Source organism: Flavobacterium arsenatis (assembly GCF_031456785.1).
GTDB lineage: Bacteria > Bacteroidota > Bacteroidia > Flavobacteriales > Flavobacteriaceae > Flavobacterium > Flavobacterium arsenatis.
The window spans coordinates 1-23,247 of the sequence record NZ_JAVDVI010000004.1 but is presented as its reverse complement, the minus strand read 5'-3'; the positions used below and the strand labels follow the sequence as shown (position 1 = coordinate 23,247).

The 23,247-nt window shown below is 35.0% G+C and carries 23 protein-coding genes; 5 read left to right on the top strand and 18 right to left on the bottom strand.

Features of this window, described 5'->3' with window-relative positions; all coding sequences use genetic code 11:
* Positions 1–25 precede the first annotated feature (25 nt).
* The 7 genes from J2X31_RS05425 to J2X31_RS05395 form a co-directional block, all read right to left on the bottom strand.
* On the bottom strand, positions 26–448 hold the full coding sequence (locus J2X31_RS05425; RefSeq protein ID WP_310025075.1) for a hypothetical protein: 423 nt from the start codon (positions 446–448) through the stop codon (positions 26–28).
* A gap of 65 nt (positions 449–513) precedes the next feature.
* Positions 514–1,968, bottom strand: a complete 1,455-nt coding sequence (locus J2X31_RS05420) for a glutamate synthase subunit beta (protein WP_310025074.1) — start codon at positions 1,966–1,968, stop codon at positions 514–516.
* Positions 1,969–1,970: 2 nt separating this feature from the next.
* On the bottom strand, positions 1,971–6,485 hold the full coding sequence (gene gltB / locus J2X31_RS05415; RefSeq protein WP_310025072.1) for a glutamate synthase large subunit: 4,515 nt from the start codon (positions 6,483–6,485) through the stop codon (positions 1,971–1,973).
* A 322-nt stretch (positions 6,486–6,807) separates the two neighbouring features.
* Positions 6,808–7,191: an adenosylmethionine decarboxylase gene (gene speD, locus J2X31_RS05410; protein WP_310025071.1), complete on the bottom strand. Its 384-nt coding sequence runs from the start codon at positions 7,189–7,191 to the stop codon at positions 6,808–6,810.
* A gap of 13 nt (positions 7,192–7,204) precedes the next feature.
* Entirely contained in the window at positions 7,205–7,774 is a 570-nt protein-coding gene (locus tag J2X31_RS05405; RefSeq protein WP_310025070.1) for a hypothetical protein, read from the bottom strand.
* 12 nt (positions 7,775–7,786) lie between these two features.
* Positions 7,787–8,935 (bottom strand): glutathionylspermidine synthase family protein, encoded by a 1,149-nt coding sequence (locus tag J2X31_RS05400; RefSeq protein WP_310025069.1) that lies wholly within the window; start codon positions 8,933–8,935, stop codon positions 7,787–7,789.
* Positions 8,925–9,479, bottom strand: a complete 555-nt coding sequence (locus J2X31_RS05395; protein WP_310025068.1) for a Cj0371 family chemotaxis-regulating polar lipoprotein — start codon at positions 9,477–9,479, stop codon at positions 8,925–8,927. Before J2X31_RS05395 ends, J2X31_RS05400 begins: the two co-directional genes overlap by 11 nt.
* Positions 9,480–9,521: 42 nt before the next feature.
* Between J2X31_RS05395 and J2X31_RS05390 the strand changes: the two genes are divergently transcribed.
* The 4 genes from J2X31_RS05390 to J2X31_RS05375 all read left to right on the top strand — a co-directional run bounded on the left by J2X31_RS05390 (position 9,522) and on the right by J2X31_RS05375 (position 13,687).
* A complete protein-coding gene (locus J2X31_RS05390) occupies positions 9,522–11,042 on the top strand; it encodes a polyamine aminopropyltransferase (RefSeq protein ID WP_310025067.1) in 1,521 nt (506 codons plus the stop codon).
* A gap of 328 nt (positions 11,043–11,370) precedes the next feature.
* Positions 11,371–12,567, top strand: a complete 1,197-nt coding sequence (gene sucC, locus J2X31_RS05385) for an ADP-forming succinate--CoA ligase subunit beta (protein WP_310025066.1) — start codon at positions 11,371–11,373, stop codon at positions 12,565–12,567.
* A gap of 167 nt (positions 12,568–12,734) precedes the next feature.
* A complete protein-coding gene (locus tag J2X31_RS05380; protein WP_310025065.1) occupies positions 12,735–13,217 on the top strand; it encodes an Xre family toxin-antitoxin system antitoxin in 483 nt (160 codons plus the stop codon).
* Complete coding sequence (locus J2X31_RS05375; protein ID WP_310025064.1) at positions 13,217–13,687, top strand: RES family NAD+ phosphorylase; 471 nt, start codon at positions 13,217–13,219, stop codon at positions 13,685–13,687. The genes J2X31_RS05380 and J2X31_RS05375 overlap by 1 nt, the downstream gene beginning before the upstream one ends.
* Before the next feature lie 68 nt (positions 13,688–13,755).
* Here J2X31_RS05375 and J2X31_RS05370 read toward each other — a convergent pair whose 3' ends face one another.
* Genes J2X31_RS05370 through J2X31_RS05345 form a run of 6 tightly spaced genes read right to left on the bottom strand, consistent with a single transcriptional unit; the run spans position 13,756 to position 17,567 of the window.
* Entirely contained in the window at positions 13,756–14,097 is a 342-nt protein-coding gene (locus J2X31_RS05370) for a hypothetical protein (protein WP_310025063.1), read from the bottom strand.
* A 58-nt stretch (positions 14,098–14,155) separates the two neighbouring features.
* Positions 14,156–14,821: an SGNH/GDSL hydrolase family protein gene (locus J2X31_RS05365; RefSeq protein ID WP_310025062.1), complete on the bottom strand. Its 666-nt coding sequence runs from the start codon at positions 14,819–14,821 to the stop codon at positions 14,156–14,158.
* Positions 14,822–14,836: 15 nt separating this feature from the next.
* Complete coding sequence (locus J2X31_RS05360; protein ID WP_310025061.1) at positions 14,837–15,421, bottom strand: CDP-alcohol phosphatidyltransferase family protein; 585 nt, start codon at positions 15,419–15,421, stop codon at positions 14,837–14,839.
* A gap of 17 nt (positions 15,422–15,438) precedes the next feature.
* The gene (locus J2X31_RS05355) at positions 15,439–16,257 is read right to left on the bottom strand and encodes an alpha/beta hydrolase (RefSeq protein ID WP_310025060.1); all 819 of its coding nucleotides are present in this window, start codon (positions 16,255–16,257) and stop codon (positions 15,439–15,441) included.
* Positions 16,258–16,279: 22 nt separating this feature from the next.
* On the bottom strand, positions 16,280–16,717 hold the full coding sequence (locus tag J2X31_RS05350; RefSeq protein WP_310025059.1) for a DUF1456 family protein: 438 nt from the start codon (positions 16,715–16,717) through the stop codon (positions 16,280–16,282).
* 49 nt (positions 16,718–16,766) lie between these two features.
* The gene (locus tag J2X31_RS05345; RefSeq protein ID WP_310025056.1) at positions 16,767–17,567 is read right to left on the bottom strand and encodes an alpha/beta hydrolase; all 801 of its coding nucleotides are present in this window, start codon (positions 17,565–17,567) and stop codon (positions 16,767–16,769) included.
* 54 nt (positions 17,568–17,621) lie between these two features.
* Here J2X31_RS05345 and J2X31_RS05340 point away from each other — a divergent pair, with 54 nt between their 5' ends.
* Positions 17,622–18,023, top strand: coding sequence for a hypothetical protein (locus tag J2X31_RS05340; protein WP_026705665.1), 402 nt, complete (start codon positions 17,622–17,624; stop codon positions 18,021–18,023).
* Between the two features lie 193 nt (positions 18,024–18,216).
* Here the strand turns inward: J2X31_RS05340 and J2X31_RS05335 are convergent, their stop codons facing one another.
* The 5 genes from J2X31_RS05335 to J2X31_RS05315 all read right to left on the bottom strand — a co-directional run bounded on the left by J2X31_RS05335 (position 18,217) and on the right by J2X31_RS05315 (position 23,095).
* The gene (locus tag J2X31_RS05335; protein WP_310025051.1) at positions 18,217–18,564 is read right to left on the bottom strand and encodes a DUF2200 domain-containing protein; all 348 of its coding nucleotides are present in this window, start codon (positions 18,562–18,564) and stop codon (positions 18,217–18,219) included.
* Positions 18,565–18,598: 34 nt separating this feature from the next.
* Positions 18,599–19,315, bottom strand: coding sequence for a DUF8737 domain-containing protein (locus tag J2X31_RS05330; RefSeq protein ID WP_310025048.1), 717 nt, complete (start codon positions 19,313–19,315; stop codon positions 18,599–18,601).
* A 218-nt stretch (positions 19,316–19,533) separates the two neighbouring features.
* Positions 19,534–20,934 carry a serine hydrolase domain-containing protein gene (locus J2X31_RS05325; protein WP_310025046.1) on the bottom strand — a complete coding sequence of 467 codons (1,401 nt, stop codon included), beginning with the start codon at positions 20,932–20,934 and terminating at the stop codon, positions 19,534–19,536.
* A gap of 70 nt (positions 20,935–21,004) precedes the next feature.
* Positions 21,005–21,811, bottom strand: coding sequence for a helix-turn-helix domain-containing protein (locus J2X31_RS05320; protein ID WP_310025044.1), 807 nt, complete (start codon positions 21,809–21,811; stop codon positions 21,005–21,007).
* Positions 21,812–21,961: 150 nt separating this feature from the next.
* Entirely contained in the window at positions 21,962–23,095 is a 1,134-nt protein-coding gene (locus J2X31_RS05315) for a hypothetical protein (protein WP_310025042.1), read from the bottom strand.
* Positions 23,096–23,247 lie beyond the last annotated feature (152 nt).

Below are 23,247 nucleotides of genomic sequence, written 5' to 3'. Positions count from 1 at the left end.
TAAGTTATTTTTGAAACTAAATGTTTTAAAATCTGATTAATTTTATAAGAAAGCCATCCGTTTCAACTTGGCTTATAATTAAATTATTGGAGCTAATTGTATAGCAACCGTAATCAATGCTGTTTAAAAGAATGTTTTCAGGACATATTTCCGGTGTTGCAGTATTGAGTTGGAATCCATAATCATAAGTGCCAGTATCAAAGATATCCTGCATATTATCATCAGTATTGGTATTGATGACTTTCAGCTTGTTTGTACTTGGGTTAAATTCCCAACTGATGGTTCCTGGTTCATAAACGTGGTTGATTCCAACAAAGCCTCCCGATACTTGAACAAGATGCCATTTTCCTTCAATTTGTTGGTTTACAGGATTTCCATCGTCGTTGTTGCAGCAGCTGCTCAAGAAAACTAAAAGGAAAGCAACTATGATTAAATTAGTGATTTTCATGGGTTTATTTTTTGATGATTTCTTTTTAGATAGAAAAAATCAAAAAAGGTTGCTTCGAAATGTAATTATAAACTTGGCAAATCTCCCTTTCCCTTTGTAGGCAAATCAGTGTATCCCATCAAAAATAAATCGACTTCTCTTGCTGCTTCTCGACCTTCGGAAATGGCCCAAACAATTAATGATTGTCCACGTCTCATATCGCCAGCTGTAAAGATATTAGGTTTGTTGGTTTTGTATTGAGTTGCTTTATAATTGTTTCTTTCGTCTATTTCTAATCCTAATTGATCACTCAACGTTTTTTCAGGACCTGTAAATCCTAATGCCAAAAGAACCAATTCGCAAGGCCAAATTTTTTCTGATCCTTCTTTTTCAATGAGTTGTGGTCGTTGTCCTGGTGATATTTTCCAACTTACTTCAACGGTTTTTAAAGCGGTCAAGTTACCTTTTTCATCAGTAATAAATTCTTTGGTATTGATGAGCCAATTTCTCTCGCAACCTTCTTCATGGGATGAGGAAGTTTTGAGTTGCAACGGCCAAAATGGCCATGGAGTAGTTTCACTTCTCTCAACAGGGGGCTTTGGCAGGATTTCGAAATTGGTAACCGATTTGGCCCCTTGTCGGTTGGAAGTTCCAATACAATCCGATCCCGTATCGCCACCACCAATTACAATTACATTCTTTTCTGTTGCCGTAATTTGATTTGGAATCGTTTCGCCATATAAAACCTTGGTTTGCTGTGTCAGGAAATCCATCGCTTGAACAACACCTTTGCTTTCGATTCCTTTTGTTGGAAGTGATCTTCTTTCGCTAGCACCACCACATAAAACGATGGCATCAAAAGCATACAACTCTTGAACCGGAAAATTTACCCCAACATTTATATTGGTCTTGAAAACAATTCCTTCTGCTTCTAAAATGGCAACACGTCGATCGATGATTGCTTTTTCAAGTTTGAAATTCGGAATTCCATATCGCAACAATCCACCAATCTTATCGTCTCTTTCAAAAACGGTAACTAAATGTCCGGCTCTGTTGAGTTGTTGTGCTGTTGCTAATCCAGCTGGACCCGATCCAATAACTGCAACTGTTTTGCCTGTTCTTTTTTTGGGTGGTTGCGGTTTAATCCATCCTTCAGCAAAACCTCTTTCGATGATGTTTTTTTCTATGTTTTCGATGGCAACGGGAGCTTCAATCAGGCCAAGAACACATGATTTTTCGCAAGGTGCCGGACACAATCGACCGGTGAATTCTGGAAAATTATTGGTTGATTGCAAAATTTCCAAGGCACTTTGCCATTCTTCTTCATGCACCATGTCATTGAAATCGGGAATCAAATTTCCCAACGGACAAGCACTATGACAAAACGGAATACCGCAATCCATACATCGGGAACCTTGCTCTTTTATGGCATTTTTAGCCAGAGGAAGCGTAAATTCATTATAATTCAAAACACGTTCCTGCACTTCGATAGTATTTTCATCAATTCTTTCGTATTCTTTAAATCCACCAATCTTTCCCATAATTATGCTATTAATTCTTGAATTTTTCGTTCTTCTTCCAGTCTTTGCAAGGCAATCTTGTAATCTTTCGGCATGATTTTCACAAAGTGCTGTTGCTGATTTTCCCAATCTTCAAGTATTCTTTTTGCCAGCGGACTATTGGTATATAAAAAGTGCTTCTTGATCAATTTTTTAAGATTGATAAAATCTACATCTTCCATTTCTTCAAAACCTACCATTTCCCGATTGCACAAATCATTTTTAAATTTTTTCACTTTATCAAAAACATAAGCGATTCCGCCACTCATTCCGGCAGCAAAATTCCGTCCTGTTTTTCCTAAAACCACAACAATTCCGCCTGTCATGTATTCACAACCGTGATCACCAATTCCTTCAACAACAGCGGTTGCACCAGAATTTCTCACACAAAAACGTTCTCCTGCAATTCCGTTGATATAGGCTTCGCCAGAAATCGCTCCGTAAAGTGCCACATTTCCAATGATGATATTTTCTTCGGGTCTAAAAACCGATGCTGGAGGAACTTTGATGATTAATTTTCCGCCCGATAGTCCCTTTCCTAGATAATCATTGCAGTTTCCGTGAATTTTAAATGAAAGTCCTTTGGTAGCAAAAGCTCCAAAACTCTGTCCTGCGGAACCTTCAAAATCGACCAATATAGTATCGTCGGGCAAACCATCGGCTCCGTAAATTTTTGAAATTTCATTGCTCAAAATGGCTCCAACCGAACGATCTGTGTTTTTGATATTGAAATGAACTCTTGTTTTTTCCTTCCTATAAATAGAAGGAATTGCAGCTTTAATGATTTCAAAATCCAAAACATTTTCCAAATTATGATCTTGGCTCGAAGTGTTGTAATTCGCAACTGCATTTGCCTTTTCTGGTTTGTAAAGAATGTTTGACAAGTCTAAACCATTGGCTTTATAATGTTTGATGGCTTTGTTGACATTCAGTTTTTGTGATTGACCCACCATTTCTTTTAAGGTTCTAAAACCCAATTCTGCCATTATTTCACGCAATTCTTCGGCAATGAAATACATGAAATTAATCACATGTTCTGGAGTTCCTTTAAAGTTTTTTCGCAATTCAGGATCTTGAGTTGCAATTCCGACCGGACAAGTATTCAAGTGGCAAGCCCTCATCATGATACACCCTGAAGCTACTAATGGAGCAGTTGCAAAACCGAACTCTTCGGCTCCAAGAAGTGCTGCAATTGCAACATCGCGACCTGTTTTCAACTGACCGTCACATTCTAGAACCACTCTATTTCTTAAATCATTTAAAATTAAAGTTTGTTGGGCTTCGGCAAGACCGAGTTCCCACGGAATTCCTGTGTGTTGTAAAGAAGTTAATGGTGCGGCACCTGTTCCGCCATCGTGTCCAGAAATTAAAATAACATCGGCTTTGGCTTTGGCAACACCAGCGGCAATGGTTCCGATTCCAACTTCTGAAACCAATTTTACATTGATTCGAGCTTCCCGGTTGGCATTTTTTAAATCAAAAATAAGCTGCGATAAATCTTCAATCGAATAGATGTCGTGGTGGGGTGGAGGTGAAATCAATCCAACATAGGGAGTTGAATTTCGTGTTTCGGCAATCCAAGGAACCACTTTTTCGCCAGGCAATTGTCCGCCTTCTCCCGGTTTTGCACCTTGAGCCATCTTGATTTGGATTTCTTTGGCACTTGTCAAATAATTTATAGAAACGCCAAATCTTCCAGAGGCAACCTGTTTGATGGCACTGTTTCTGGAATCGCCATTGAGTTCTTTTTGAAAGCGTTTCGGATTTTCGCCACCTTCTCCAGAATTGCTTTTTCCGCCAATCCGATTCATGGCAATTGCCAGATTTTCATGTGCTTCCTGACTTATCGAACCATACGACATGGCACCTGTCTTGAATTTCTTCACAATTTCGGTCCAGGATTCTACTTCCTCAATTGGAATTGGATCCAGATTATTAAACTCGAATAATCCTCTTATGGTCATCAGGTTTTCACTTTGTTCGTTGATGGCTTTGGAATATTCCTTATAGCTTTCGGGACTGTTCAACCGTACGGCTTGTTGTAGTTTGGCAATTGTGGTAGGATTAAACATGTGTTTTTCACCCGTTCTTCGCCATTTATAAATCCCACCAATATCGAGAGGTAATAATTCGGCAACTTTTGATTTAGGAAACGCCTTGATGTATCTTTTCCTGATTTCCTTTTCAATTTCAATCAGGCCAATACCTTCGATTCTGGAAGGAGTATAAGGAAAGTATTTTGAAGTAAAAGTTTTGTTTAAGCCTATAATTTCAAAAATTTGAGCCGCTCTGTAGGAATGCAATGTCGAGATGCCAATCTTGTTCATGATCTTTAAAATTCCTTTTGCTGTAGCCTTATTATAATTATTGATGGCATAGTCTGGAGTTATTCCTGTGATAATGCCTTTGTGGATTTGATTACGGATGATTTCATTCACCAAATACGGGTTTATGGCACTTGCTCCATATCCAAAAAGTAGGGCAAAATGATGCGGTTCACGAGGTTCTGCCGATTCTATGATGATTCCCATTTTTGAACGAACTTTTAGGGCTCCAAGTGAATGATGAATATAAGAACACGCTAATAAGATTGGTATTGGAGCCCATTTTTCATTCGCACCTCTATCCGAAATAATGATGATGGTATGGCCATCTTCAACAGCTTTCGAAGCAGCTACAACACATTTGTCTAATGCTCTTTCGAGTCCGTTGACGCCTTTTTCAATTTCATATAAGGTAGAAACCGTGAAAGATTTAAAATCGTCGTGGTTAATGTTTTTAATTTTATCCAAATCCTCTTTGGAAATCACAGGATTTTGAATTTTAAGCTTCTTGCAATGCTTGGGAACAATTTCAAAAATATTGTAGTCGCCACCAATTGCAAGGCTGATGTCGGTTATGATTTCTTCCCGAATTCCATCCAAGGGCGGATTGGTAACTTGGGCAAATAATTGCTTGAAATAATTATACAAAAGCTGTGGCTGATTGGACAAAACTGCCAACGGAGTGTCATTTCCCATCGAACTGATGCCTTCATAACCGCTCGAACTCATTGGCGTAATAATAGTTTTCAAATCTTCGACAGAATAACCAAACAAACGCAAACGGGTTTCAAAGTCAATCTTTTCGGCAGGAATGGTGTTATTTGTATAGGGTATCGTGGCAAGTTGTACCACATTTTCATTCAACCATTTTCGATAAGGATGCAGGTTTACAATTTTGTTCTTAATTTCGTCATCTTCCACAATTCGGCCTTCGTTCATATCGACCAAGAACATTTTTCCAGGTTCTAACCGACCTTGTTTTACAACATCTTCGGGTTTTATGTCCAAAACGCCAATTTCCGAAGCCATAACTACAAAACCATCTTTGGTAAGAGTATAGCGGGAAGGCCTCAATCCATTTCGGTCCAATAACGCTCCAATGATGTTTCCATCGGTAAACGGAATAGAAGCAGGACCATCCCAGGGTTCCATGATGCAGGAATTGAATTCATAAAATGCCTTCTTTTCGTCACTCATGGTTTGGTGTTTTTCCCAAGCTTCTGGAACCACCATCATCATACATTCGGGTAGGGAGCGACCTGTCATCAGCAAAAGTTCGATTACCATATCCATAGAAGCAGAGTCGGATTTGCCTTCTAAAATGATAGGGAAAAGTTTTTTGAGGTCTTCGCCAAAAACATCACTTTTCATAAGTTCTTCCCGGGCTCTCATTCGGCTGATGTTGCCTCTAAGCGTATTGATTTCGCCGTTGTGGCACATGTATCTAAAAGGTTGTGCCAATTCCCAAGACGGAAAAGTATTGGTAGAAAAACGTTGGTGTACCAAAGCCAATCGGGTCACTAAATCATCATCTTTCAAGTCAATATAATAACGACTGATGTCTTCAGGCATCAGCAAACCTTTATATATTATGGTTGTGATGGATAAACTGGAGAAATAAAACTGATGACTTTCGGATATTTTAGATTTGATTATGGCATGTTCGGTCACCTTTCTTGCCATAAAAAGTTTTGCATTAAATTGCTGATCGGTCAGTTCTTGATTGTTTTTTCCGATAAAAACCTGCACAATGGTTGGCTCTTTTTCTGATGCAATTCTTCCTAAATTTGAAGCATCAACAGGAACATCTCTCCAACCGATAATTTCAAGGTTTTGTTCCTTTATGGCATTTGAAAAAGCCGTTTTACAAAAAGAAATCTGATTGGACTTTTTCGGTAAGAAAAGCATTCCAACAGCATATTCTTTTGTTTTGGGAAGTTCAAAAGAGCAAACTTTCTTAAAAAAATCATGCGGAATATCGAATAAAATTCCAGCACCATCGCCTGTTCTTCCATCGGCACTAACGGCTCCTCGATGTTCGAGCTTTATTAAAATGTCGAGTGCTTTATGGATTGTAGCATTGGATTTAATTCCGTGTAAATTGCAAATAAATCCCGCACCACAGTTATCGTGTTCAAATTCAGGATGGTAGAGTCCTTGGGCTTTTATAGTCATTGTGGGTATTTTTTACTAAAATAAATAATAAAAAACAGTTATTCAGCCAATTGGAATACTATCTCAACTTTTTTTAGGATATGATAATTTCAAGAGTTTATAATAATAATAATGAATTTTAGGCTGTCAATAATTATCAGATTCGTGATGTGTTCTGACATTCGATAGCATTTGAAAAGTGGAAATTATACTAGGAATATATTTTTATAATAAGTTTTAAAAGATGAAAGGTCAAGTAAAAAAAATGCCAGAGAATCTCAGAATTTTAGTATTCTTTGTTTCTCTGGCAAATATTATTTAAATAAAATTTTAGATTTTGTGTCTAAACATTGATGATTGTATCTAACGTTGTAACGATTTTTTTTTCTGGAATACTACCACGTTCAATTATTTTTGAAGTGATTGAATTTGTTTCAAAATAGGAGGAAAGTAGCTCAACAATTGCAGCTGTATCAAATGGTTTACAGGAAAAAACATCAATGGCGGCAAATTGGTGTTCTGGCCAAGTGTGGATACTGATGTGACTTTCTTCGAGTAAAATAAAACCGGTTGCTCCAAATGGCTCAAACTGTTTGTAGGATTCAGAAACTTTTCCCAGACGGAGTTCATTCACAACCGTATTTAAAATAATTTTGATGGGCTCAACAAATTTTAGCTTGTCGGCATTGCAATCATAAATATCCCAAATTGTATGATAACCTATCATATTGATTGTTTTTTTATTGTTCTAAAGCAGGTTCAATATCCATTTGAGGCTCTGGTTGGGGTGCCGACTGAACCATTTCGATGAATTCCTTAACATCACAGAGCTTTGTTAATGTAGCATAGCTGTCACCTTCTTCAACTTCAACTATTTCTGGCAAGGATTCTCTTGGACCACAATCCCAAGTAACGGGGTTGATCAAATCTCTAACGACCTCAAAATTCCCTTCAAATTCGGTGCCTAGAAAGCTAACGGTTTTTAATGGAATTGAACTTCCGTACATTGACTGTGACATCGCATTACCATAAAATTCTTCATATTTTAGATATTCGCTAAGTGTTGGATTAATCATGTACAAGCTGTTTTGAAAGTTAAACTTCACGACGCTATCATTTTCGAGTGTAATTTGATGTTCGCCTTTTCCCATTTCTACCCAAACTACTTCTCTGGGAGGGATCTCTACAGTTAGTGTATCAACTTTAACGATTACGGGTAAATCAGTTGGATTGTCAATCGCTAAATCTACATTGTTGGAACAAGAAAACAAGCTCAATCCAAGGGCAATCAATAGTACTATTTTTTTCATGTTTTATAAGTTTTAAATGATAAAATGCGACATAAATTCGCAGTCATTGGTGATAATTTTTTTTTCTTCAGCTCTAAAATTTAGTGCCGATGCTTTGCTGGTATAAAAAACACCTAATTGATAAAAATATCTTTCGCTATCAGTAACCAAAGGATAATATTTTTGATAAATTTTTTCCTGATGAGAAAAATCTCCTTTGGATTTTACTTCTTCCTTATCAGCTATTTTGATGCTTTCTCCCATTCTTCCATAAATTGGTTTTTCTACATAACCCATCAAATCTGATTTGTCTAGATAGGTTTCGGCCACGTATGGATTTGGAAAATTTTTGGTTATATAGGCCAAAAACTTTTTATTTTGCCAAATTGCCGTAAAAGCAGGATTCAAAACAATCGCCAGTTTTTTGTCGATTATGTTTGAAATTAATTTTGCCAATTCGGGTTCTTCATTAAACATCCAATCCCAAGGAATGAGTTTAAACCAAACATCGATAGGTTGGAATTCGCCGCCAATTTCAAAAAATATTCCTTCATCTTCCGAAAATGTAACACTTTCCAAATCAGAATAAAAACACTTGAAACCGGCTTCGTGAGCACAATCTAAAATGATGTTGCAGTTTTGAACATCTTCCGGATGACCGAATGAAGAAGCTAGCATAAACGGTTCAGGAAAATCAATTTTCGATCTTAAATTCTGTAACGTTCGTGTAATATCATCGGCCAGCGAATTGAATTGCGATTTCATTCCAGGCATTTCTGCCAACTGTATTTTTTGCCAAAGAACGGTTTCGGGAAGCGTGCTACAGGTGTCGGCATTAAACTCAATTACTTTCGCTTCTTTGTTGTCTATTCCGCCATTGATGTCAAATCGTCCATATAAAAAGGGATTTTCGTTTCGGTTTGCCCAAGATTTTTCTATGGTTGAATGAAAAAAAGCGGGAATATTCAAAAAGTCTAAATCTTTCTCTCGGATGATTTTTTCTGTGGCCTTTTCAAATAATTTGAAGGTTTCATTGGCGATGTATTCAAACTTTTGAACTTCCGATGAATACAATCCCAACAATTCTTCCGAAAAATAATCCTCATTTAAAAACCAATGCAATTGATGCGGCAGTTCTTTTTTCTTGAATCTCTTTACTTCCTTAAAACGACTATCCTCCATGTGAACGGAATGATTTTCCTGATCCGTATCCTGTTGATGATTTTCCCGGAACACTCACACGACGGGAAGTAGCTGTTTTGGCTAAATCATTTTTCAAACCAGTTGATTTACTATGGGCTGCAGGATTTTTATAATAGCTTGAATTAGGAGCGGTATTGCCTAAGTTTCTGCCTAAATAAGAAGCTGCTAACGAATACATCAATACATTTCGCAAGCCACTATGGCTAGAATTGTGTGATTCCGATTTTAATTTTTGTAACGAAAGGGTATCGATTTTTCCATCTAAACGATGCACCACGGCTATGGATTGCTCTTTTTCATCAATGATTTTTTCATCAATGATTTTGTAATCATCTCCGGGTTCAATTTCTTCTACTTCCGTGATAACACCTTTGGAAGACTCCATAATGGTTTGAACTTGAGCATCTTTAATTTTTGGACTTCCGTCTCCGCTACAACTTTGAAGCAGCAGTGAACTAACCAATAAACCTGAAACAAATAATTTTTTATGCAAAGCGATTATTTGTATTGTATTTTTTTTCATCTTTGGAATTTATAATTATTTTAACAAACATACTATTATAATTTGAATTTCAAAATAAAAATTTTATCATTTTCTGTTTTTGTAGCAGGGTTATGCTCAATTGTTTATGAGTTGCTTATTAGTGCAACGGCAACCTACTTTTTAGGCGATGGTGTTCGGCAGTTTTCCATATTAATTGGAGTCTATTTATTTTCGATGGGAATTGGAGCCTATTGTTCTAAGTTTTTTAAGGAAAGGCCACTTGAATTTTTTATCAAAATAGAATATATACTAGGTTTAATTGGAGGAGTTTCCGTTCCGTTGTTGTATTATTTATTTGTGAGTGTGAGTCCAATGACCTTGCAGATTCTGTGTTTGGCAATAATGTTTTGCATAGGATTATTAACCGGAATGGAAGTGCCTTTGCTCACTTTTGTAAACGAAGACGACGATTATAAAGACAATCTCTCCAATGTTTTGTCATTGGATTACATTGGAGGATTGATTGCAACATTGATTTTTCCGTTTATACTTTTGCCTTTTGTGGGATTGTTTTATTCGTCCTTGATTTTTGGAATTGCTAATATTTTATTGGGATTGTGGATTAATTTCATGTTGGTTAAGAAATGGAATAAGGTTACTTTTTTTGGAATTTTTTCTTTGCTTATTCTAGTTGTGATGGTGTTTTTTACGGCTCAATTTTTGAAAGTTTGGGATGAAAAAATATATAAAAATCCGGTAGTAGAAAACATCCAAACCCCATTTCAGAAGATTGTGATAACGAAAAAGCAAGAAGATGTTCGTTTGTTTTTGAATCGTTCCATTCAGTTTAGTTCGTTGGATGAACATCGGTATCATGAATTGTTGGTGCACGTTCCGATGACGATTCATCCAAACCCAAAAACGGTTTTGATTTTGGGTGGAGGCGAAAATTTAGCGAGTAGGGAAGTGCTCAAGCACTTGAATGTCCGTGCCATTGATGTGGTGGATATCGACAGTACTATTTTTCATCTTTCCAAACACAATAAAATGTTGTTGGATATAAACAAAGGGGCTTCTATCAATCCGAAAGTAAATTTGATTGTTGATGATGCCTTTATTTTTTTAAAGAATAATTTCAAGCAATATGATGTGATTATTTCCGATTTGCCGGATCCTTCCAACGATGCGATTGCTAGACTTTACAGCAAGCAATTTTTTATGTTGATCAAAAAGAATTTGGATGAAAACGGCATTTTCGTAACACAATCGGGCGAGATTTATTATTCCAATCAGGCTTTTAGTTGTATAAAAAACACGGTGAATGAGGTTTTTGAATTTACTAAAACCTATCAAACCTATGTTCCTTCGTTTGGGAATTGGGGATTTACGATTGCAGCCAACTCTGATTTTGATGAAAAAACACACAGCACTTTACCAAATGAATTAAAGTATTTAACCGATAGGGAATATGCGAATTCGTTTGTGATGCCAAAAGATATTTCGATTATAAAAACAAAAATAAATACGATTGATCATCCGGTTATTCTCAATTATTTTTTGGATGATTGGAGCAAATGGAAGATTGATATGCTTACGAATTAATTATTTGTCATAAATTTCACTGAAAAACCGTAGTAGTCGTATATTGATTTATGATCAGAGGGATCGTTGTTGATTGCATGATCATCAATTTATATCGCGTTTTTAGCCCAGATTGCAACGGAAAGCCTTTTTTGAAAAACGACTATTTTTTGCTGAAGAAAAAGAGCGACCAACGGAAGCTCCTTTTTGTTCTTGCAAAAAAAGGAGTTTTTAAAAAAGCTTGTAGAGAAAAGCTGGAATTGCTTCAAATAAAAAAGAAAAATCTTTCGTTGATTAGAATGATTTTTGCTATTTTTGTGGCACTTTAAAAAAGTCAAAAAACTTTAATATGGATATACACGAATACCAAGGAAAGGAAATATTAGCCAGTTATGGTGTGAAAGTTCAACGTGGTTATGTTGCCAACAACCCTCAAGAAGCGGTTGCTGCTGCAAAACAATTGACTGCTGAAACCGGAACAGGATGGCACGTTATCAAAGCTCAAGTTCACGCAGGTGGAAGAGGAAAAGGTGGTGGTGTGAAGCTTGCCAAAAACTTGCAACAAGTTGAGGAATTAGCCGAACAAATCATTGGAATGCAATTGATTACACCTCAAACTTCTGCCGAAGGTAAAAAAGTTCACAAGGTTTTAGTTGCTGAAGATGTTTACTATCCAGGTGAAAGCGAAACTTCGGAATTTTATATGTCCGTTTTATTGAACAGAGGAAAAGGACGTAACATGATTATGTATTCTACTGAAGGTGGAATGGATATCGAGGAAGTTGCAGAACACACACCTGAATTGATTTTTACTGAAGAAATTGACCCAACTGTTGGTTTGCAAGGTTTTCAAGCAAGAAGAATTGCCTTCAATTTAGGTCTTTCTGGAAATGCTTTCAAAGAAATGGTTCAGTTTGTTGATGCTTTATACAAAGCCTATATCGGTTCTGATTCATCTATGTTTGAAATCAATCCGGTTTTGAAAACTTCTGATAACAAAATTATCGCTGTTGATGCTAAAGTAAATTTAGATGACAACGCTTTATACAGACACCCAAAATTAGCGGAATACAGAGATATTCGTGAAGAAAACGCAATCGAAGTTGAAGCGAAAGCGGCAGGTTTAAACTATGTGGATCTTGACGGAACTGTAGGTTGTATGGTAAACGGTGCCGGACTTGCAATGGCAACAATGGACTTGATTAAGTATGCAGGTTTTGAGCCGGCTAACTTCTTGGACGTTGGAGGAACTGCAGATGCAAAACGTGTGGAATTGGCTTTCAGAATCATCTTGAAAGATCCTGCTGTAAAGGCAATTTTGATTAACATTTTTGGAGGAATCGTTCGTTGTGACCGTGTTGCCCAAGGTGTTATTGATGCCTACAAAAATATGGGTGATAGTATTAAGGTGCCAATCATCGTTCGTTTGCAAGGAACAAATGCTGAACTAGCAAAAGAAATGATTGACAATTCTGGAATGCCGATTTTATCAGCAGTTCAGTTCCAAGAAGCTGCCGACCAAGTGAAAGCTGCTTTAAATAAATAAGAGTAAAACGTATTAGTTATAGTGTTCAAATTATTTCTAGTACCTTGATTATAAAAAAATCCCAAGTGAAAGCTTGGGATTTTTTGTTTGGATATTATGAAAGTTTTTGATTTGTATTAAATAAAAAAAATGTAAATTTACGCTAACAACAAAGTAAAATTACAATTATGGCGACTACTGAAAAACCTAAACAAGTTTCTAAAGGAAAAAGTACTCCAAAAATTGGAATCGGCACTTTAGTAAAATTTTCTCCTTCTTGGGTGGTTTACCACGTTAAGGATGCTCCAAGTTTTAAATTGGAAATAATTGATAGAATTAGAAATGGTGTGAAAAAAGACGATTGGAAACAATTAATTCAAAATATTGGAGCAAAAGAGAAAGAGTTTGAATTTATTTTACCTACTTCCATCAGCAGTATGCAAAAGAAAAAAATTTACGGAAGAGAAACATCTGAAAGAATCTATGAAATATCACGATTATTTGGGCTTGGATATGAAGTTTTTGATTCACCAGAAAACTTTAAGGAATGGCTTTTGACTCCATCAAAAACTCTTGGAAATAAAAAGCCTTTTGAGTTATTGGATAGTAGTTTTGGTTTTGAATTGGTTGAAAATGAAATTATTAGAATACAATATAATGTTTACAGCTAATGATTGTCTATCGTGTTGCAAATGTAAAATATAAAGACACCACCTTAACAGGGATTGGAGCAGAAAAAGTTGGCGGTAGATGGAATGAAGTAGGTACTCGTGCTGTTTACTGTTCTGAAAATATTTCACTTGCACTTTTAGAATATTATATCCACTCTGAAAATACTGCCAATCTTCCCAAGAAAATTTTAGTTGCAAAAATTGAATTCCCCGATGATTTTATGATTTCTACATTAGAAAAGCTTCCAGAAAGATGGAATCAATACCCCTATTCGTCAAAAACAACATCAATTTTTTCAAGTTTAGCAAAAAATAATGATTTTTTTGCATTGAAAGTTCCTTCAACCATAGTGCCGTTGGAGAACAATTTTATACTAAATCCGTTATTTAAAGAATTTGGAAAAGTTGAAATAATTGAATTTTTAGAATTACCAATTGATCACCGATTAAAATCAGATAGTCAAGAATAAATTTTATAAAAAAAAGTAAATCCCAAGTGAAAGCTTGGGATTTTTTGTATTTCAGAGTATGTTCTTATTTAATTCTTAATAGCATTCATTGCACCTTTCGCAAATTGAATCCCACCAAATAAAATGGCTCCCCAAAAAATAAATCCAATTTCAGCAACTGTGAGAATCAATCCTCCAGCAACCCATAAGCCACCATAAAGCATATCTTTGTTAGCAGCTGATCGTCTAGCATTGTCAATTTCTTCTTCAACTTTTTCAATAATATGATTAGCATCTGCTTCGCTTGCACCTTGTTGTATCAAAGCCATTCTTACATCATAAGAATTTTTATCTTGGTTTACGAAAAGATCAGCAGCATAGTTATATAATTGATTACTTGATAAGCCAGCATTAATTTGATGTTCTTCCATTGAAATAAGTTGTTAAATTTTTCCAAATATATAAAAATATTTAATCGGAAGATATATTTCAAATCACTTTATTTAAAATTTCAGCCATCACTTTATAACCTTCCAAATTTGGATGAACTCCATCCGGACCATATTCTTTTTTAAGTCCGTTTTCCGCATCTTTCATTGGAGTATGATAATCTATAAAAGGAATATCGTTTGCTTTCGCGTAATTTTGAATCAGCTGGTTTAAGGCGATGACTTTTTCGGCAGGATCAGTTCCTGGATTCCAATAGAAATTATTGGCTGGCAAAACTGAACAAAGAATTACTTTTATATTATTTACTTTAGCCAATTCGACCATAGAAATGATATTATTCAGAATCATTTCCAGAGTAGAAGGTCCTGTATTTCCTGCAATATCATTGATTCCTGCAAGAATAACCACAGTTTTAGGCTTTAAGTTGATGACATCCTGACGAAAACGCAAGAGCATTTGTGGAGTGGTTTGTCCGCCAATTCCTCTGTTGATATAGGATTTATTAGAAAAGAAATCAGGATGATGGGTGAGCCAACCTTCAGTGATGGAATTTCCCATAAAAACTACTCGGTTTTCATCTGAAACCGATTGAAGCTTTTCATTTTCTAAAGCATAACGATTGAGGTTGGGCCAATCTTGAGCCATAGTATTTTTAGCCATAAGCAAAGAAAAGATTAGGATGAAAAGAGAGATTGATTTTTTCATATTTTTTTTAAATAATTAGCCATTAAAAAGTGTATTCCGCTTGATGGTTTTACCTTTTCTCAAAAGCCAAGCGTGATAAATGCTTGGAACATCGTTTGTCCAGTTTTTAAGCAAGAGAATAATCCCAATAATTTCCAATCGGGTTAAAACTCCTGTGTAAAAACAGATTTGGAACAGCACATTTGAATTGCAAGTGGCCATTATTTGAATCAAGGTTGAAAATAAAATGAGGGTCCAAATCTTGGATGCTATTGCATGGGTGGCAATTTCTTTCTTGAACTTTAAAAAGCAAACCAAATAGGTTAATGCTTCAAATCCAACTAATATAAGGAGTTGCAGGCTATTGGTTTTAAAAAAGTCAGGACATTGGAGAAATGTGGAATAAAGAACTGAGACAAAAAAAATCTGATCAATTGTGGAGTCAAGCCGTCTTAGATTTTGTGTAGAAATAGCAAGTTTTCTTGCAATGATGCCATCAAAAATGTCGGTAAGAAGTCCAATGGTGAAAAGAATTATTGCAATAATAGAATAAGAATCAACTTGAAGATAACTTAAAAGAACAATTATAAATCCTATAATTAGTCTTGAATAAATCAGCATTAAAGGTATTTTGTTCCTCATCTCTTTTCTATGATTCGCTTAATCTCATTCAATAGCAAAGGAAAAGCAGGTTCCGTCATTCCGTGGTTATAGCCATCAAGTTCCAGGAGTTTGGTTTCTTTATGCCCCACAACTTTCATCATTCGCATCATGTAGGCATTTTCTTCATATCGGCCCAACATTTCAAGTTCGCGATCTCCAGTAATTAAAAGTAGGGGTGGAGCATCGGCCCGAACGTGAAAAAGCGGTGCAAATTCATCAATCGTTGGCTGGGTTTCCGGAATGTTTTTTTCCTGTCGGATATTAAAATGCGTGATGGTTTGACCGCTAAACGGAATCAACCCTGCAATTCCATTGGCATCAACATTGTACTTCGCAAGCCATTTTTTATCCAAACCCACCATCATGGCCAGATAACCACCGGCTGAATGTCCAGAAACAAAGATCTTTGAACGACTGCCTCCATATTTTTCAATATTGGCGAAAGCCCAAGCTACAGCGGCGGCTGCATCTTCGATGTATTTAGGGGATTTTATTTTCGGGCTTAATCTGTAATTCACACCAATAACGGCAATTCCTTTTTTGGTCAAAGCTTGTGGAATTTCCTTTTCGCCTTGTGTCAATCCGCCTCCGTGAAACCAAATAACGGTGGGGAAATCTTTAATGTTTTCAGGATAATAGATGTCCAGGACACATCTTTCGTTTATGTATGCATCACTTTTATTGACCTTTTCACTATAATAATTAAGGTTGGTTTTGGTCGAATAACGCGTTTCTTGTGCTTTTATTGAAAGTGTAAAAGTTATAAGAAACGCTACGATGAATACTTTTTTCATTTTGAATAAGAATTAAATTTCCCTATTTCTTACCATTCTTGTATTGCACTTTCTCCACAACCTGAACCTTCGGAGCTAGTTTTTTCTCTCTAGATTTTGGGTTCGAAGCTGTTTTTTTCTTTGTAAAAGCTTTTGGAGCACCCGTTTTTGGAGCGCCGCTTGATTTTGGCTTGTCAGATGAAAGTCGGGCTTTTACGTCCTCTCTGTTTTTATTGATAACATCCATTGCATTTTTAGGCTCTTCCTTGGTTCCTCTCAAATGAATGATCAATCCGTTTAGGAAATTACGCAACACTTGATCGCCACATTCCATAAAATTCGGGTGATCTTGAGCTCTGAAAAGGGCATTCAATTCTGGTTTTTCCATTCGGAAATCAACCAATGCAAGGATTTCTATGATTTGTTCGTCGCGAAGTTGAAGTGCAACACGAAGCTTTTTGAAAACGTCATTATTGTTCATAAGATAATTGTATTTGAAGTTTATGTTTTGAAAATAGATACATAAACCATTAAAAAAGCCAAAGATAAGCGTTTTTGAAACCTTCCCGCCATAATTTTTCATTATGTTCTCCATCTTCTACAATCACGGTCTTGTTCAGATTCAAGCAATAGCAACGGTTTCGGTCCAATAAGGTTTCCATTTTTTTCAAATCAGGGACCATATCGTCGCTTTCCTTATCGCCACACAAGAAATAAATTTTGGCTTTAACCTTATCGGATTTTTCCATATACGAATAAATTTCGTCCGAAAACCAAAAGGAAGGAGAGAAGACACCTGCTTTTCCAAACACTTTCGGATATTTCAAAACCGCATAAAACGAAATCAATCCGCCAAGCGAACTCCCAACAATGCAAGTATTCTTGGCTTTGGTTTTTGTTCTGTAGGTTTTGTCGATATGTGGTTTTAAAGTTTTAACGATAAAATCCAAATACGCATCACCTTTTCCGCCACCATATTTTTCGTTGGAAAAAGGCGTCAGTTCGTCCAAACGCTTGTCATTTCCATGTTCGATTCCTACGACTATAACCTGTGCTTTCAAGCTGTCCAGAGTTTCGTCAACTTCCCATTCTCCTGCAAAGGAGGTTTTCTTGTCAAATAAATTCTGGGCATCGTGCATGTAAATCACAGGATATTTTTTGTTTGATGTTTGATAATCTTCGGGCAGATACAACCAGATTTTTTTTTGGGTCTGAAGTTCAGGTGCTTCGATCACAAAAGAGGAAACATTCTTGGAAATTGTACTTTCTTGAGCATTCAATTTCAGAGTAACGAGTAAAATAATGATCGAAAAAACGAGCAGTCGTATCATGAAGATTTTGAGTTTTGGTATAAAAACAATATTTTAGCTAAAAATAACAAATTCATGAATACCCATCAGGAAAAATTAAGTTTATTGGCCGAAATGATTGCTTTTTCCATTGTGGATGGTCGTTTGCACGAAAGGGAATACCAATTTTTGTATCTCGTGGCGTGTGAACTCAAGATTGAAAAAGCTGAATTTAATGATTTGTTTCACAAGGAGCTTCCAACAAATGTCATCAAATCGGAAATCCAACGCATCCAGCAGTTCTACCGATTGGCTTTATTAATGCACATTGACGGCGAATTGCACGAAAAGGAGGAAATCGCCATCAAGGAAATGGCCATCAACATGGGACTGAATCCTGCAGCAACCAAGCGTGTGCTAGACTTGATTAAGTGTTCACCCAACAGGATCATCAATCCAAAGGCATTGTTTGATGCTTTCAAGGAACAGCACAATTGATTTTTTAGAAGCTAGAGGACATTCGTTTAAAAGAAACCATTTGTTTTCAAGATAGCCCTGATTGAAAGGGAAATGTTTTGACTTGTTTCTTTAACAAGGCAAAACATTGTACTGGAAAGCAGGAAAATGGATTAAAAAGGAACCAAGCGATTTGCTCCTAAATTTAATCGTGAATTTTAAATAAAATCGATATTTATTCCCTCAAAATCTTCTCCATCGCTTTCCCTTTTGCCAATTCATCAACCAGCTTGTCCAGATAACGAATTTGTTGCATCAGCTTGTCCTCGATATCTTCAACCCGATAACCACAAATCACACCCGTAATTTTTGAAACATTCGGATTGATTTGTGCTTCCGCAAAAAAGGTTTCAAAGTCGGTCTTGTTGTCCAATATCGATTGCAAAGTTTGTTCGTCATAGCCCGTGAGCCAGAAAATAATGGCATCTACTTCCTCTTTTGTACGTCCTTTTTTTTCCGCCTTGTTGATGTAATGAGGATAGACACTGGCAAAGGACATTTTGAATATTCTGGTGTTGTTCATAGGAGCTAATTTAAATAATTTCACCTTATTTGTTTTATTCCGTTTCCGATTTTAATAATTGCCTTATTGAAGCTAAATGCCCAAACAATACAATCGGAACTATAAAAATAGGCAACCAACTAAAAGGAAAATTTAATATTGCAACATTGGGCTGTTCAAAGGCAAATTTTTGTATTGGTGATGGGGTCGAAAATAAAGCATTCAGAACAATATTTATCAAAAGTCCAAGACACAAAACATTCCAAATGAGAATTATTTTTTGGTTTAATTGTGTTTTGATAAATCCAAAATAAGCAATGAATGGAGCTGTTATTCCTGCAAGAATGTCAAAGTTCCGACCTTCAAAAGTCATCAGTTCTGGAATTGCCTTGTTCAAGAAAAGCCAAAACAAGACTATTTCAACGGGTATTCTCACAATGTTCAGATAGGTCAGATTTTTAATAGGCAAACTGTCAATAAAATTTCTCCCTTTAGAAGTAGAAAACAATAAGATGACGGTTAAAATAGCTGGTAAAATCCCAATCAATATTATTTTTGGTGGAAAAGAATCGGTATCTGAATTATAAATGCTATTCAAAGTCAAAACAGCTTGGATAATCAGCCAAATAGTCAAACCGATAAAAATAGGCTTTGCTTTTTTTCGAGTTTCTGGAGCATCTGAATTTTGAATTGTGCAAATAAAAAGGAGCAAAGTTGCAACTGTTGTCAGTCCAAAAGTAAAGGAAATGTATAGAGGCAAATGGTCATTCATTTTTTTATTTGGTCAATTTTGGGAGTTCATTTTATAATTTTGCGGGGTTGAAGGTGTTTGTGGTTAGATGTTGGTTTTGAATTTATAACGGTTTGGCGCTTGGCGATGGTTGGGATTTTTAGCATTAAAATTCAATCGAAGAACAAAAGTTGAATCTTGAACAAATGTTCAATCGAAGCCGTTCAGCCCCGCTTTTGGCAATACTTTGTTGTGCATAGTTATTTTTTTCGGATTACAGTTTGGTCAATCCCTTCTTCAAGTTGTTGTATTTTGAGTTTTTCAACTTCCCCATTCTCATCCAAAATAAATTCATAAGTTACTTCTGGACTAAAGCCTATTACAACAAATTTAGTTTCTGTAACAGGTTTTAGTTGAAAATTACTATTTGTCCATAATCGTCCAAACTCATAATATATTTTTCCGTCTTTTCCATTTTCGTACGTATAACTTCCCGCATATTTTTGCAGAATTTTTGAAGGCAATACAAAAGATTTTTCAAGAGGCTGACCATATAGTATTTTACGGATATTCTGTGCAATTAGTCTAATGTCTTCGGTTATATTTGTTTCATTATTTTGTAATATAATGATTGTTTTGTCATTATCAATATCACGTTCAAAAACTGTTAAATAGCCTGCCCAACGTCCTGAATGACTAACTGTTTTACCGTACAAACTATCTTGATTGATAAACCAACCAAATCCATAGTCTGTTTCAAGGTTGTCTTTTGTTTTATATGATGAAAAAATCATTTTTTTGTCTTCATTGTTAATGATTTTTTCTTTATAGAGAGCTCTATCCCATTTTAATAGGTCGTGTAAATTGGAATTGACCATTCCGTCACCAAACATTCCATCTAAATAAACATAATAAGAGCTTTTGCCTTCTTCATCTGGTAAAATCTTTCGTTTTAAACTATCAGAATATATATATCCCAAAGCATAATTATTGATTTCTTTAGGTTCGTATCTTCTTCGATATACAAAGGTGTTGTTCATTTCGAGCGGAATAAAAATTTTTTCTTTTAAATAGTTCTCAAATGATGTTCCACTTACTCTCTCAATAATAGATGCAAGCATTATGTATCCTGTATTGCTATAACTGAATTTTTCACCTGGTTCAAATTCCTTTTTAGGATGTGATTCTTGAAAAAACTTTATAACATTCTCATTAGTTATAGAGTTTGTCTTATCTCCCTTTTTTTCCATCATAAGTTGCATATAATCAGGTAAACCTCCTGTGTGAATCAGTAAATTTTGAATTGTAACATTTTCATAATTTTTTAGTTCGGGAATATATTTGCTTATAAGATCATTATAAGACAGTTTACCCTCTTTTTGAAGCTGTACAATTCCCATTGCTGTAAACTGTTTGGAAACAGAGGCTAATTCAAAAACCGTTTCAATATTCAACTTTTCTTTGGTTCCTTCGTTTGCCAAACCAAAACTGTTTTCATAAATCACATTTCCTTGCTCTGCAACTAGAACGTTTCCGTTAAACTCTTCCGAAGCGTATAAATGGTTAAAAAGAGAGTCTAATTGATTGATTTTATTCGTTTGTGCAATAACTATATTCGATAATAAAAATAACACAGCCAAAAGACAGATTCTATTGTACATTTTTTTAGGATTTTTAATTTGTACAAATGTATTCAATGACGATGTACAAACATTGTAAAAATGTAATCTATCATACAAAAAGCCAGAAGTTGCTATCTTTTGTGTCTACTTTTCTGAAAAACGAACTTGGATTAATGCCCGTTAATTTTTTGAAGTCTTTGTTAAAATGAGGCTGGTCATAAAACGAATTGTTATATGAAATGTCAGTAAAATATTTTGCAATTTTTTGGTTTTCAATTATGCTTTGGAAACGATGTGTTTTTTTGTAATCGGACGGAGATTTTCCGATGTTTTTGAAAAATATTTTATGGAAATGCTGACGTGAAACATCCATTTTCTTTGCTATTTCACTGATTGTTGTACCACATTTAAGTTCAGATAAAGCCTGTTCAAATAATTCAAAATTTCTATCAAGTAATTTTGACAGCCAATAATGTTCTATTGCATTAATTTTTTCTTCTATATTTTCCATTTTTAAAACTTTTTCCATTTCAGTCAAGTAATCTGAATAGGGTACAAAGTCTGATATAGAATCTTTATTGATTTCAAATTGAATTTCGTCCAAAAAATGATTAATTCCCAATGGTTTGAAGTACACAGTAACTTCATTTCTTGGTTTTTCATAAAAAATTTCTACAGGAAATGAGTTGTTGTAATAGAAATCCGAGGCAAGTCGTTTATAATTTGATGGCAAAATCGAAATTTTATTATCTTCAGAAATTACATTAGCGTTTTGACAGACTGTTGCGATGCAGTAATTATTAGGAAAGCTCCAATATCTGTTCGATTGCAAAATTTCATTTTCAGACATAAAATAATATCCGTCAATATATTTTTTTAGAATTTCACTTTTAGGTCTGTAGAAAGGTATTTCCATTTTTGGTTTGTTCGGGTATAATTACGTATAACGGTTTCGGGCTTGGCGATCTAGCGGATTAAAAAAGCTTAATTAATAATCTTTCGAGTGCAAAACCATCTTTAAATTTAGCCTAAACCCGCTATATTGCCAAATGGCGGTAGTACGTTGTTATTCTATCGAGATATCTTTACTTTTAGTTAATTTAGGAATATAAATAAGATAATCATAACCCTTTATAACTCTCGATAAGTATACATCATCTACTTTTAGCTTGTTTTGTGAAATAGATTTCTTTAAAGGTCTTAAATCAAAACAGTACCATTGATCGTCTTTTACCACATTTAGAAAAGATTTAAAACTAGTGTCATCATCTTCGTCTCCTTTTCCAACGAGCATTATATGTAACGATTTCCTGAAATTGGCCTCTTCGATATTAGAGATTAAACTGCCTATATCATATATGTCATATTTTGTTAATATGGTTTCCCCTTTTGGTAGATGGACCGAACCAAATTTGAAAAGATTTTTTTTGTTTTTCCAATCGGGCATTTGGTTTAGCAAGATGCTTTTCAGCAATTGAATTCTTAAGGGATGATTTCTATTAGCATAAATCTCTCTACTTAACTTTAATGCTTCAATTTGTTTTCTTTCATTGTCAGAAAGTTTTAACTTTAGCAACAAATCTATTTTTTGAAGACAATCATCGGATAATAGGTAGAATTTTTCTAAACCATCTTTAGACGAAAGTTGTTTGGAATTATGAAGCATTTGCTCATATATTTCAATCACTTTTTTATTTTTTGAAGTTTCTTTTAAAGTTGAAATTATCATTTGATCTGCAAAAATGCTAATTTGTTCGACACCATATATTTTGGTATTGCGTTTAACTAAATTCTTAAACAAAGCAAATTCGGGCTCATACTCCAAAAAAGAAAAGTTTGTACTGTATTCTTTAACAAATAAATTAAGCTGTTCAGGAGATAGCGATTTAATTTTTGTTTCGATTATATCTACTGAATAAGGATCAACCTCAAGAAAATAGTTGTCAAACTTAACCTCATTGATAATAGCATTTGTAAAATAAGGAATTTCGTTTGTAAAATGAGTTTCTCCCAACAAAACAGAATTTGATTGTTTTATTTCGTCTAGCAAAACATTCCATCCTTTTCCCTGAAATGAAATGTTTTTGTCATTTTGGAAAGGAAAACCATTCTTTTGAACTAAACTGTCAAGTACTATGTTTTGAACATAGTTAAAATTTGTAATGAATAATGTAAGAAGTAAGAATATTATTTTTTTCATTTTGTATTATCTTTTTTATTTTGGGTTATCGAAGTTGTATTATAATAACGTATAAACCTGAACTCGATTAATAATTTAGGCTAAAAATATTGTACAAAAAGGTAAAATTTAGTATATTTAAATCTCTGACAATTAAATATTTAAACTAAATT